Below are 11983 nucleotides of genomic sequence, written 5' to 3'. Positions count from 1 at the left end.
GAGGGGCAGCGCTCTGCTCCCCTCCATTCATGGTCATACGAAAAGATATTGGGAGCTACACCATGGAAGTCGAAAAGAACGTGCAAAACCAGCCGCATGTCGAGATGAGCACAGCGAAGCCGTGCCGCAGCTGCAAGTGGCAAACCCCCGATCCCACCGATCCGCACCGTGGGCAATGCACCGCCAACCGTCACGCAATGGGCGGCGTCTGGAAACGCTGGCTGAGGGACGTCGAGAACACGACCTGCTCCCGGCACGAGGAAGGAAAACTGAGCTTCCGCGACCACGTCTGAACATCCGACCAATGTTGTTCACCTCTCGATGAGCGTAACAATTGATCATGAAAACTTCTCCCAGCGCACACGGACTGTTCGTCCCGGAAGTCGACCCTTACTACTATGTGAGTACGGAAAATCAGAGCTTTCTCGATAAATTCGCCAAGATATCCAGAAAGCATCCCGTCAATGTCCTGGTGGTCGGCAAACAGGGCTGCGGGAAATCCTCGCTGGTGCGGCAATACGCGGCCGTCAACAAGCTCCCGCTGGCGACCTTCCAGATCGGCATCCTGTCCGAGCCGGGGCAGTTGTTCGGCGAATACGCGCTGGAGAACGGGGAGACCCGCTACAAGCAGTTTCTCTTCCCACAGGCCATCCAGACACCCAACTGCGTCATCCATCTCGAGGAGATCAATCGCCCCGAACATCCGAAGGCGTTGAACATGCTGTTCTCCATCCTCTCCGACGATCGTCAGGTATGGATGGACGAACTGGGACTGCTGCAAGTCGCGCCGGGCGTCGTTTTCTTCGCGACGCTCAACGAAGGGGCCGAATTCGTCGGCACCGAGCTTCTCGATCCCGCCCTACGCGACCGCTTCTATGTCACGACGATGGATTTCCTGCCGAACGAAGTGGAAGTCGAGGTGCTGGAAAAGAAGACCGGCGTGACGAATGAGCAGGCGAGGGAAATCATCGCGGTGGCGAACAACATTCGCGCCAATCCCGAGCTCGGCGTCGACGTTTCAACCCGCAAGATCCTGATGCTCGGCGAAATGATCGCGGCCGGCGGAACGCTGCGCGAAGCCATCGTGACGAGCCTCCAGACAGACAAGAAGACGCTCGAATCGGTTTTGCTGTCCCTGCACGTCAATCTGGGGAAGGTGGAAAAAAGCAAGACAGAGTACGTTCAATACATCGCCGCCTGAGGTCTCCCATGGCCATGACTCACGACACCGCACTTCGGCTGATGAACAGCACGGGAGACGTCAAACGTTTCCTCATTCCCGGCGAGGAAGGCTATTCGGACTTCTGGCGTCGCGACAAGTCGCCGATCGAATCCGTCGAGTTGGTGAAGCTGTTGGTCGCCATTCGCAAACTGTCGACTTTCATCGGCCGCAACGTCGGGGAGATCGTCTGGTCGGGAATGGAGCTCGACAATGCGCTCGCCCTCGATCCGACGCCGATCATGGGCACGTATCCGGTGCCGGCGGGAAAGACCGATCTGATGGTCGGCATCATGGTGCAGGAAGCGTACAAGCGCGTCGAGTGGTCCGAGCGGCTGCGCGAAATGTTCAGGCTGCGCGTCCAGCCGCCGACGCAGTACGAATACAAGTTCGACATGTTCTTCAATGTCTGCGAGTCCGTCTATGTCGACGGCTTGGCCAACAGTAGCGTGCTCGGCTACTACGCCGAGGCGGCCCGCGACTGGCGTATCGTCAAGACGCTGAAGAGCCTGATCAAGCCCCCCACCCTTTCCGAGATGCTGCACTTGTGGTGGCGCTTGGCGGCAGACCGCGATCCAGAACTCTATAAGCAGGGCCACAGCGACCTCACGCTGGGCGGCCTCGTCATGCGCGGCAGCCTGGACCAGTATTACAGCAAGCCGATGCAGACCATGAACAGCATCGTGCCGGCCCTGCGTCACGACTGTCCGGCGCTCTCGAGCGTGAGCGATCGCTGTGAATTCCGCCTCGACCTCTATGAAAAACTGTGGCGCGAAGTGCTCGGGCACATCCGGTTCTGGCCGGGCGACCGCAGTGATCGGTTCATGATGCCCGACATGGGCGAGGATGATGAGCTGGCCCAGGAAGAGGCGGAGCAAGCGGCAGTCAAGGCCACCATCGTCAATTACGCCAACCTGATCGAGGCTGCGCTGCCGCAGAAGAACCGGGATTTCACCGATCAGATCAAGGGCAACGTCGCAAACTTCGAGAACGTCGCCCGGGTCGAGGGCAACGACATCGTCATGATGGCGCGCAACCGCGTCGATCGCCACCTTTTGCACCAGCTGCAGCAAGTGGTGCGCAACGCCACCGATCGCCGGAACGTCTTCAACCGCGGTCTCAGTTCGGGGAAGATTCATAGCCGGCGGCTTTACCGCGCCCACACCACGGGTGCCGTGTTCCAGCAGAAGAAGCACGAGTTCGACATGCGCAAGAATGTCGTGCTGCTAGTGGACGCCACCGGTTCGATGGCCGACCCGAACCAATGGGACCAGGCAGAAATGATCTACCAGACGCTGTTCACCGCGATCCTGGAATACACGAGCAACGCCCGGCTATTCGCCTACAACGAGGTCAGGAACGCCTGCCGCATCACCGAGCTCTATCGTGGCGGGCGCATGCTGACAGTGCTGCCGCGCGGAAGGACGGCTTCCGGCGAGGCCATCATCGCCACGGCCTTGAATACCCGGATACCGGGAAAGAAAACACTGCTGGTCCACATCACCGACGGCGCCTCCAATTGGGGGTGCGGCGTGCCGGATGCCATCAAGTACTGCAAGGGCAACGGGGTCAGCCTGCTCACGCTGGGCATCAGTTGCAGCCTGTCCTCCAAGCAATCGCTGCGCGACGAATACGGCAGTCTCGTGCAATTCGTCGACAAGACCGAGCAACTGCCCAAACTGTTTGGCGAATTGATCATCAGCGAAATGCGTGAATCGAGGACTTCGAAGTGAGCGCGTCCTTGCTCGACCTCGTCCTGGAAGCCGAATGGCAGATGTTCGTCCGCGTCAGGAGCGCACGGCATGCACCCTGTCAGAGCGCTCCCGACAATTTCAAGACGATCCGTTCCAGCCTGTTCGAGACGTGGACGCAAGCGATGCTGACCTCTTATCTCGCAGACCTGGAACAGGCCGAGGCGGTCGGCCGAAACCTGCTCGCCGAAAAATACGCACGGATGGACAACCTGGTCCCACCGCTATCAAACAGTCCGTTGATCGACATCATCGTCACGATGGAAAGCAATTGGCAGGAAGAGTTGCAAGGTCGCTATCCCGCCCTTTATCGGCGTTGTTGCCGCAGCATGGATGAAACCGGCGACGGCCGGAACTTCGGAATCTATCTCGGCTGCGAGCTCGAAACCTATGGCGATCATACGTTGCAGCTGTATTTCGAGAATATCGAGGCCGCCTTGGCGGGGAATCGCAATCTGGCGGTGGAGGCCCTGCGTCGGCTGGTGTGCAAGAACGGCTATCGCGACCTGGACCACGCAGAGAGCGTATTGAAATCGGGAGAGGCGGCATGAACATCGACGTCCGGCTGAATCTGCTCGGCGTACTGGGCATCAAGCAAAGCGAGCTCACCCTCGACACACCGCCGGACGCTACGGCCGCCATATTGATCCGCTTGATCGATCAGCACAATCCTGGCTTCGCTGCGGCACTGACGAACGACGACGGAGGGCTCTCTCCCCAGTTCGTGTTCTTCATCAATGGCCGCAATGCGGTACATCTGGATGGCATGAGGACCAGACTGAACGCAGGCGATGTCGTCAACGTGATTCCGGCCATTGCCGGCGGCTGAAAGGGAGGCGCGACATGATCGTCGACCGGCCGGAATCGCACTTCATCTTCGTCGTGCCACTGGACCACGTCGAGTACCGCTACAACTACATCACGCTGCGCGGCGAGCCGCTGACCAACAAGCAATATCTCGAACATTGGGGTAAATGGCTCGTGTTCGGCCTGCGCGAGGAAGTCGAGGAACTGGCGAGGAAGCTGGATCCCTATGTCGAGGAAAAGAAGGTTCCCGCCGTCAAATACGACCGCAAGCTGATCACTGAATTCCAGCTCAACCGCTGCGTCATGTGTATCTATTGTCACGATGAAACCAAAGACGAAGTTTGGGAAATCCTGGCCGCGTTGGGCGTCAAGGACAAAGCATGGATGTATGAACGGGAGACGCTGGAAAAATGGTTGCCCGGCGGTGTCAATCTGGAAAAATGGATTCACGGGCGCGGACTGGATCATGAACAGGCCGAACGCGTACGTGCCGATGCGCGTGCAAAGTTCAAGAAAATTTTTGCCGATGAGAATGAAATTTTCACCGGCATCTATCAATAGCCTGAATCCGCGTTCGCTCGAACCCATGGGACCCCCGCGAGCCGCGGCCCTCGGGTGCGCTGCAGCCGTGCCGCGACACGGCGCCTCCATCCGCCTGCTCTGGCTGATCACCGGCTTCTGGATGTTGCAGCCGTTGTCGACAGACCTCTATCTGGCGTCGCTGCCGGAGCTCGCATCGTCCTTCCGTGTACCGCCCGCCACGGTGCAGCTGACGCTGTCGATGTTCGCACTCGGCGTCGCCTTGTCGCAGCTCGTCAGCGGGCCGCTGTCGGATCGCTTCGGCCGGCGCCCGGTCCTACTCGCCGGCCTGCTGATTTATATCGCGGCAAGCATGACCTGCTCACTCGCCACGGATATCGATGCGCTGATCGCCGCCCGTTTCGCCCTGGCCGCCGGCAGCTGCACCGTCGCCGTCATCGCCCGCGCGGTGGTCCGCGACGCCTATCCCGTCGGTGAGGGCGCGCACGTGGTCGCCCGCTCGACGAGCGTGCTCGCGGTAGCGCTGCTGCTCGCGCCCGTTGTCGGTGCCCAATTGCAGGCGACCTTTGGCTGGCGCGCGAACTTCGCGCTACTGACGCTCGCTGGTGCCGCGCTCGCGCTCGCCTCGGTCGTGCGCTTCGCCAAGACGATGACGCAGCGCAATCCCAGAGCGATCCAGCCCACTGCGCTGCTGCGCAACTACGCCGCGCTCCTGCGCAGCCCCGCGTTCTGGGCATACGCGCTGCCGGGGGCGCTCTCCTTCGGCATGGTGTTCGTCTATATCTCCAGCGCATCATTCGCGCTCATCGACGTGCTCGGCGTGCCGGCGCGCTACTTTGGCTACTGCTTCGCGCTCGGCGTACTCGGCTACCTGGTCGGCACGCAGGCATGCCGGCGCATGCTCCCGCGCTACGGACTGTCGCGCACGCTGCGCCTTGGCAGCACCGTGTCGCTCGCTGCGGGCACGGCGTTCGCCGCCGGGCTCGCATTGGGCGTGCAGCACTGGGCGACTGTCGTCGTCGCGCACTTTCTCGTCACGCTTGCGCACGGCATCAACAGTCCCTGCGCGCAAAGCGGCGCCGTCGCGCCCTTTCCCGAAAAAGCCGGCACCGCGGCGGCCCTGCTCGGCTCGCTGACGATGCTCTCGGCTTTTTTGTTCGCAACACTCGTCGGCGCGAGCTACGACGGCACGCTCCGTCCGCTCGCCACCGTCTCCGCGCTGCTCGCGGTCGCGCTGTTCGTCGCCGAACGCCTGCTCTCCCGCTATCGCCTTCTCGACGAGGTCCTCCGATGACCCGACCGGAACCCGTCTGCGAAACCGCGGGGATCGCCACCTGTGCCCTCGCGGCGCGCTACGTGCTGTCCGAACACGTGATCCGCTCGCTGATGGGCGGCAACATCACCATCGCACAGATCGAAGCGGCGCTGTGCACCGGCCGGATCATCGAGGAACACCGGCATTGCGAGCGGGACCCAGCGTACCTGCTGTGCGCGGTCCACGGCGGCAAGCCGGTTCATGCGATCGCTGCCCCGCGCGCCGACAGCTGGCTCGTCGTCACGCACGCCTACGTGCCGGCGCCGCCCTTGTGGCGCACCGCGTTGCACCGTTCTTTAGGAGAACTCATGTCCGATTCGATCACGACCTGTTTTTTCTGCAGTGGCGCCATCAAACAGGTCACCGTCGGCAATTTCGACTACCGCCTCGAAGGCCGGCTGTACGTCATCAAGAAGGTGCCGGCCGGCCTGTGCCAGCAGTGCGGTGAAAAATACGTCGACGCCGAGGTCGGGCGGCGGCTCAACGACTTGATCGCGCAGCAGGCCTTCACCGGCAGCGAGACGGTCGGCGTCATGGACTACGCGGCGGCGCTGTGAACGGTCTGCAACTCGCCGAACGCTACTTCGAGCGCTACGGCAACGAGCTGCTCGACGGCGAGTTCGCCGCCTGCCGCGAGCGCATCGCAGCCGGGCTCGCCGGCGACGGCTCCGACTGCCTCGGTTTCGACGACGAACAGTCGCGCGACCACGACTGGGGACCCGGATTCTGCCTGTGGTTGGCCGACGCCGATTACGCCGCGATCGGCGCGGCGCTGCAGCGCGCCTACGATCGGCTGCCGAAGTCGTTCGCCGGCTTCGAGCGCTCGATCACCGAATGGGGTGGCGGTCGCGTCGGCGTGCTCGAGATTGGCGCCTGGTACAAGCAGTTCCTTGGCCATCCGGAGGACCCGCAGACGCTCTTCGACTGGCTGCGCATCCCGGAAAAGTATCTCGCGGCGTGCACCTCCGGCCGCGTCTTCCACGATCCGCTCGACGAGTTTTCGCGGCGCCGGCGTCGGCTGCTCGCCTTCTATCCCGACGATGTGCGGCTCGCGAAGATCGCCGCGCGCTGCATGTCGATCGGCCAGGCCGGCCAGTACAACTTCGCGCGCACACTCACCCGGGGCGAACTCTTCGCCGCACGCTACGCGGAAACCAAGTTCTGCAACGACCTGATGTCGCTGGTCTACCTGCTCAACCGTCGCTACGCGCCCTATTACAAATGGCTGCACCGCGGCCTGCTTGCGCTGCCGCGCCTGGGCCATGTCGTCCATGCGCAGGTTGCGGCGCTGGTGTCGTCGGCCGACGCCGACGAAAAGCGGGCGCACATCGACACGTTGTGCGCCGCTGTGATCACCGAACTGCAGGCCGAAGGGCTGACCGACTCCGGCAGTCCTTTTCTCGTCGATCAGGGTCCGCAGATCCACGCGCACATCGACGATCCGGCATTGCGGCGTCTGAGCGTGCTGATCGGCTAAGAAACGCAGCACGGGAGATATTCATGGCAAAACGGGTACTGGTCATCGGCGGCAGTTATTTTTCCGGCCGGGTGTTCGTCGAGGAAGCACTGAAGAGGGCGAACATCGAGCTGCATGTGTTCAACCGCGGCAAGCTGCCACTAAGCATGGACGGCGTCACCGAGCACGTCGGCGACCGCGAGCGACCCGAGCAGGTGCGCGATGCGATTCCGGCCCTGGAATGGGACGCCGTCGTCGATTTCTGCGCCTACACCCCGGTCCACGTCGAAACCCTGCTCGGCAACCTGCGCGGCACCGTCGGCCAGTATCTGCTGATCAGCACCGCGACGGTGTACCGCAAGACGACGCAGCAGCCCGTCGACGAGCGCGCGCCGCTGCTCGACGGGCCGCAGCCGGAGCTGGGCGAGTACGCCTCGTACGGTTACGACAAATGCCTCGCCGAACAGGCCGCGCGCCGCGAATGCGAGCGGCTGGGGATCGCGCTGACCGTGCTGCGTCCGGCGATCATCTACGGCTATTACAACTACGCTCCGCGCGAGACATATTTCTTCGACCGCCTGCGCGCCCGCGAGCCCATCGTGATCCCGGAACCGGGGGCGTCGCGCTTCAACTTCATTTGGGTCGTCGACATGGCCCACATGCTCTGGTGCTGCATCGACGAGCCACGGACCTTCGGAGAAACTTTCAACCTCGCGTCGGGCGACGTGGTGTCCTACGCGCGCATCGTCGAGGCGCTCGGCGAAATCACCGGCAAAGCGGTCGATACGCTACGCCTGCCTGCCGAGGAGATCGCGCACCGGAACTTGCCGCTGCCTTTCCCGATCGATGAGGACCTCGTCTATGACGGCACCAAGATCGACCGCCTGTTCGGCTTCGAGCACACGCCGTTCCACGTCGGCCTGCGCGAATCACTGAAGTACTACCTGATGGTCAAGCGGCGCGAGGCAGTCGCCGCCGGCGCACAATGAATGCCGACCTGATCCTGTTCAATCTCGTCGCCTTCACGCCCGAACGCTTGGCGGGTGGGCGCGGCGCCGATCTCGTCGCGATCAGGGACGGCCGGATCCTGCACGTCGGCGACCGCTCGGCGCGCGCCACCCTCGCCGGGCCGCATACGCAGCTCGTCGACTGCCAAGGCGCGACGCTGATTCCGGGGTTCAACGACGCGCACTGTCATCCGGTCGCTTTCGCGATGACGACCCGCTACGTCGACTGCTCGCCGCTGCACGTGTGCAACATCACCGATCTGGTCCATGCGCTGCGCTCCCGCGCGGCTGACACGCGCCCGGGCAACTGGCTGCGAGCGGCGAACTGCGACCCGGTGACCCTGGCCGAGCAGCGGCTGCCCACGCGCTGGGAGCTCGACCGCGCATCGCCCACGCATCCGGCAATGGTCGTCGAGCGCTCCGGGCAGCATTGCGTGCTCAACAGCCGGGCGCTGGCACTGTGCGGCATCGACGAGTCGGCGGGACCGTCCGACGCCGGCATGATCCACCGCGATCCCGCAAGCGGGCGCGTCAACGGCATCGTCTCCGGCAACCACGCACAGGTAGCCGCGGCGCTGCCGCCGCTCTCGGCGGACGAGATCGAGGCCGGCCTGCGCGCTGCCGACCGCGCCTTCCTCGAATGCGGGATCACGACACTGCAGGACACGAGCTGGTCGAACACGCCGGCGCACTGGCAGGCGATGGCCGACTACAAGGGACGCGGCCTCCTCAGTCCGCGCGTGTCCCTGTGCGTCGGCGCCGACAGCGTGGGCGCGTTCGCCGAGCAGGGACTGCGCACGGGAAGCGTCCATCCCGACTGTGCGCCCGATGTGCTGCGCCTCGGCGCGGCGAAGATCGCCCTCGACGAGAGCACGGGGGACCCCCACCCTCCGCAGGCACTGCTCGACACCACTGCGCTCGCGGCGCACCACGCTGGTTTCCAGCTCGCCTTCCACGTCCCGGACCTCACGTTGCTGCAGCGGTCGCTGAGCACGCTCGCGTGGCTCGACAACGTCGGCTTCCGGCCCCGCTTGCCCCCGCGCTTCGAGCACTGCCCCGCCTGCCCCCGCGAGTGGATGGACCGCCTCGCCGCGAGCGGCGCGCTCGTCATCGCGCAGCCCGCGCTGCTGCCACTGGTCGCGCCGACGCTGCACGCGCGCCCGCCCGACCCGGCGCAGCCGCCGCTCTTTCCGTTCCGCTCGTTTCTGCGTCACCGTATTCCGCTCGCGTTCGGCTCCGACGCACCGCTGGTGTCCTGCGCACCGCTCGAAGGGTTGAAGGCGGCCGTCACGCGCTGCGACAGCGTAGGCCGGCAGGTTGCGCCCGAGGAAGAGATTTCGGTCGCAAACGCGCTACGCCTCTACACCTACGGAGGTGCGTGCGCGGCTGGCGACGAGGATGCGACGGGGGCGATCGAAGTCGGCCGGCGCGCCGATCTGGTGGTGATCGAGGGTACCGGTGACTGGACCACGGTCGGCGACCTCGAGCACGCGCAGGTCGTCATGACGCTGATCGGCGGACGGATCGTGTGGGCGCGATAGCGCCAGGGAGCCCCGGCCTTGTGCCGGATACCCCCGCGTGGTCATCGCGCAGACGCAGTGACCCCTGGGTCGCGCTCAGTTCGACCTACGGTTCACCGTCGCCTCGACGGGCGGCTCCAGCGTAGGTCGGACTGACCCGCAGGCGTAGGCCGAGCGCGGGGGGCGCCGTACGCCGCCCCGCGCTGCGGCCACCGCCATCCGCCGGCGCCCGGTCAGGCGCCGCGGAACTCGGGTGTGCGGCGCTCGCCGAAAGCCTTGAAACCTTCCTTGCGATCCTCGGTATCGCGCAGCACGCCCCACAGCAGGTGCGAGTACAGGATCCCGTGCTCGAGCGGCATATCCAGGCCCAGCACCGCGGCCTGTTTGGTCGCCTGCACACTCAGCGGTGCCGCGCTGGCAATCTTCTCCGCGTACGTTCGCGCGAGATCGGCGAGCGCCGACGGCTCGACCACGTCGCTGACGAGCCCGTAGCGCAGTGCCTCGTCGGCCGAAATCATCTCGCCTGTCAGCAACATCTTCATCGCCACCGCCTGCGGCACTGCGCGCGGAAGCGCCTGCGTGCCATTCAGGCCGGCGAGGCTCGCGACCTTGACTTCGGTCAGCCCGAACTTCGCGTTCGACGACGCGATGCGCAGATCACACGCGAGCGCCATCTCGAGCCCCCCGCCGACGGCATAGCCGTTGATCGCGGCGATGATCGGCTTCCACATCTTCATGTGCGGCAGGACCGGCTGACCGTCGCGCAGGTAGGTCGCGGCCATGCACTCGGTCGGCGGCGGCGCCTTCTTCATGTCCGTCCCGGTGCAGAACGCCTTTTCGCCGGCACCGGTCAGCACGGCGACGCGGATGTCCGGATCGGTGCGCACGCGCGTCCAGATTTCGGTCAGGTCGGCGGTCGATTCCGGATCGAGCGAGTTCATCGCTTCGGGACGGTTCAACGTGACATAGGCGACGTGATTCGATACTTCGAGCGTTACCGGCATTGCGGTTCTCCTATCAGGGCGGTAGTCAAATACAGCCGTTCGCCCTGAGCTTGTCGAAGGGCGTTGGCAGGGCTTCGACAGGCTCAGCTCGAACGGTCTAAATTGACGCATTCATAACTGCCTGCGGTCTGTGTGCGCTTCAGCCGGCAACGAACGGACTGTAGGTCTTGCCGTCAGCCAGCAGCTTCTTCGCGATCGAGATGCGATGGACTTCCGACGCACCCTCGACGATCCGCCAGATGCGGACCATGCGCGCAACGTATTCAATGCCCAGCTCGCGCGACAGGCCCAGCCCGCCGTACAACTGGATCGCGCGGTCGGCGATGCGCGTGAGCATTTCGGTGGCGGCGATCTTCAGCGACGATGCCTCGATGCGCAGGTCCTTGTGCCCCTGGTCCGATTTCCACGCGGTGAAGTAGAGCTGCAGCCGGACCTGCTCGAGCTCGACGGTCGAATCGGCGATCCAGTTCTGCACCGTCTGCCGCTCGGCGAGCGGCTCACCGAACGTCTTCCGCAGGTTCGCCTGGTCGATCATCATCTGGATCAGCCGCTCGGCCATGCCGGTGCAATGCGCCGCGAGTTCGATCCGCCGCACGCCGAAGCGATTCTGCAACGGGATGAACGCGTCGCCGACTTCGCCCAGCACGGCGTCGTCCCCGACCCGCACGTTGTCGAGATAGACGGTCCAGCTCGGCATCGCGCCGATCACCGGGATCTCGGCGCCGATGCGCAGGCCCGGCGTGTCCTTGTCGAGGATGAACGCGGTGAAACGCCGCTTGGTCGGCGCCGCCTTGTCGGTCACCGCGAGGCAGATGAAGAACAGTTCATCCTTGTCGCACTTGCTGATGAAGATCTTCGAGCCGTTGATGACCCACTGGCCGTTCTCGCGCACCGCCGTCGTCGTGAGCCCGCTGATGTCGGAGCCCGCGCCCGGCTCGGTCGCCATCATCGCGGAATCGATCTCGCCCCGGCAGTAGCGGCGCACGTACTTCTCGCGCTGCGCCGGAGAGCCGCACTCCTCCAGATAGTAGAGATTGGGGGCATCGGGCGGCAGGGTGAAGCCGTGGTGCGAGAAGCCGACCAGCGACTTCGACATCTCCTCGACGACCAGCGTCTTGGCGAACATGCCGAGCCCCTGCCCGCCGAGCTTCTCGTCGACCTCGATGCCCCAGAAGCCCATCTCCCGGGTGATCTTCATCAGCCGCTCGTGATCGGCGGCCGGCAGCAGCGTGTACCCGTCGGTCCACATCCGCATTTCCCGCTCCAGCAGGACCTTTTCCAGCGGCATCAGCTCGTTGGTGGTGAACCGCAACGCCACCTCCTTGAGCATCGTCTGTTCTTCGGATAGGGAAAAATCCATTTTT

General features: G+C 64.2%; 13 protein-coding genes. 11 read left to right on the top strand and 2 right to left on the bottom strand.

Going from position 1 to position 11983, the window contains the following annotated elements; all coding sequences use genetic code 11:
- Window positions 1-62 precede the first annotated feature (62 nt).
- The 11 genes from GO608_RS10405 to GO608_RS10355 all read left to right on the top strand — a co-directional run bounded on the left by GO608_RS10405 (window position 63) and on the right by GO608_RS10355 (window position 9636).
- Window positions 63-293 carry a benzylsuccinate synthase beta subunit family protein gene (locus tag GO608_RS10405; protein ID WP_425532296.1) on the top strand — a complete coding sequence of 77 codons (231 nt, stop codon included), beginning with the start codon at window positions 63-65 and terminating at the stop codon, window positions 291-293.
- Window positions 294-340: 47 nt separating this feature from the next.
- A complete protein-coding gene (locus tag GO608_RS10400; RefSeq protein ID WP_169199245.1) occupies window positions 341-1201 on the top strand; it encodes an AAA family ATPase in 861 nt (286 codons plus the stop codon).
- Between the two features lie 8 nt (window positions 1202-1209).
- Entirely contained in the window at window positions 1210-2952 is a 1743-nt protein-coding gene (locus tag GO608_RS10395) for a vWA domain-containing protein (protein WP_247003008.1), read from the top strand.
- Between the two features lie 8 nt (window positions 2953-2960).
- Complete coding sequence (locus GO608_RS10390; protein WP_247003006.1) at window positions 2961-3521, top strand: DUF4125 family protein; 561 nt, start codon at window positions 2961-2963, stop codon at window positions 3519-3521.
- Window positions 3518-3799: a MoaD/ThiS family protein gene (locus tag GO608_RS10385; protein ID WP_169199216.1), complete on the top strand. Its 282-nt coding sequence runs from the start codon at window positions 3518-3520 to the stop codon at window positions 3797-3799. Before GO608_RS10390 ends, GO608_RS10385 begins: the two co-directional genes overlap by 4 nt.
- 14 nt (window positions 3800-3813) lie before the next feature.
- Window positions 3814-4338: a hypothetical protein gene (locus GO608_RS10380; RefSeq protein WP_169199215.1), complete on the top strand. Its 525-nt coding sequence runs from the start codon at window positions 3814-3816 to the stop codon at window positions 4336-4338.
- 67 nt (window positions 4339-4405) lie between these two features.
- Window positions 4406-5611, top strand: coding sequence for a multidrug effflux MFS transporter (locus GO608_RS10375; protein ID WP_169199214.1), 1206 nt, complete (start codon window positions 4406-4408; stop codon window positions 5609-5611).
- Window positions 5608-6189, top strand: coding sequence for a DUF4258 domain-containing protein (locus tag GO608_RS10370; RefSeq protein ID WP_169199213.1), 582 nt, complete (start codon window positions 5608-5610; stop codon window positions 6187-6189). The genes GO608_RS10375 and GO608_RS10370 overlap by 4 nt, the downstream gene beginning before the upstream one ends.
- Entirely contained in the window at window positions 6186-7109 is a 924-nt protein-coding gene (locus GO608_RS10365; RefSeq protein ID WP_169199212.1) for a DUF4037 domain-containing protein, read from the top strand. The genes GO608_RS10370 and GO608_RS10365 overlap by 4 nt, the downstream gene beginning before the upstream one ends.
- A 23-nt stretch (window positions 7110-7132) precedes the next feature.
- Entirely contained in the window at window positions 7133-8077 is a 945-nt protein-coding gene (locus GO608_RS10360; RefSeq protein ID WP_169199211.1) for an SDR family oxidoreductase, read from the top strand.
- On the top strand, window positions 8074-9636 hold the full coding sequence (locus tag GO608_RS10355) for an amidohydrolase (RefSeq protein ID WP_169199210.1): 1563 nt from the start codon (window positions 8074-8076) through the stop codon (window positions 9634-9636). Before GO608_RS10360 ends, GO608_RS10355 begins: the two co-directional genes overlap by 4 nt.
- A gap of 212 nt (window positions 9637-9848) precedes the next feature.
- Here GO608_RS10355 and GO608_RS10350 read toward each other — a convergent pair whose 3' ends face one another.
- Window positions 9849-10619, bottom strand: coding sequence for an enoyl-CoA hydratase/isomerase family protein (locus GO608_RS10350; RefSeq protein ID WP_169199209.1), 771 nt, complete (start codon window positions 10617-10619; stop codon window positions 9849-9851).
- Window positions 10620-10758: 139 nt separating this feature from the next.
- Window positions 10759-11979, bottom strand: coding sequence for an acyl-CoA dehydrogenase family protein (locus GO608_RS10345; RefSeq protein ID WP_169199208.1), 1221 nt, complete (start codon window positions 11977-11979; stop codon window positions 10759-10761).
- Between the last annotated feature and the right edge of the window lie 4 nt (window positions 11980-11983).

Origin of the sequence: Aromatoleum buckelii, from assembly GCF_012910785.2 — a bacterium.
Taxonomy (GTDB): Bacteria; Pseudomonadota; Gammaproteobacteria; order Burkholderiales; family Rhodocyclaceae; genus Aromatoleum; species Aromatoleum buckelii.
Note: the sequence above shows the minus strand (reverse complement) of the source record. Positions and strands in the feature narration are given on the sequence as shown.

What these genes read in the sequence shown, in the direction of transcription:
- GO608_RS10405 (WP_425532296.1), top strand. Translation starts at nt 63, where the DNA reads ATGGAAGTCGAAAAGAACGTGCAAAACCAGCCGCATGTCGAGATGAGC.
- GO608_RS10400 (WP_169199245.1), top strand. Translation starts at nt 341, where the DNA reads ATGAAAACTTCTCCCAGCGCACACGGACTGTTCGTCCCGGAAGTCGAC.
- GO608_RS10395 (WP_247003008.1), top strand. Translation starts at nt 1,210, where the DNA reads ATGGCCATGACTCACGACACCGCACTTCGGCTGATGAACAGCACGGGA.
- GO608_RS10385 (WP_169199216.1), top strand. Translation starts at nt 3,518, where the DNA reads ATGAACATCGACGTCCGGCTGAATCTGCTCGGCGTACTGGGCATCAAG.
- GO608_RS10380 (WP_169199215.1), top strand. Translation starts at nt 3,814, where the DNA reads ATGATCGTCGACCGGCCGGAATCGCACTTCATCTTCGTCGTGCCACTG.
- GO608_RS10370 (WP_169199213.1), top strand. Translation starts at nt 5,608, where the DNA reads ATGACCCGACCGGAACCCGTCTGCGAAACCGCGGGGATCGCCACCTGT.
- GO608_RS10360 (WP_169199211.1), top strand. Translation starts at nt 7,133, where the DNA reads ATGGCAAAACGGGTACTGGTCATCGGCGGCAGTTATTTTTCCGGCCGG.
- GO608_RS10355 (WP_169199210.1), top strand. Translation starts at nt 8,074, where the DNA reads ATGAATGCCGACCTGATCCTGTTCAATCTCGTCGCCTTCACGCCCGAA.
- GO608_RS10350 (WP_169199209.1), bottom strand. Translation starts at nt 10,619, where the DNA reads ATGCCGGTAACGCTCGAAGTATCGAATCACGTCGCCTATGTCACGTTG.
- GO608_RS10345 (WP_169199208.1), bottom strand. Translation starts at nt 11,979, where the DNA reads ATGGATTTTTCCCTATCCGAAGAACAGACGATGCTCAAGGAGGTGGCG.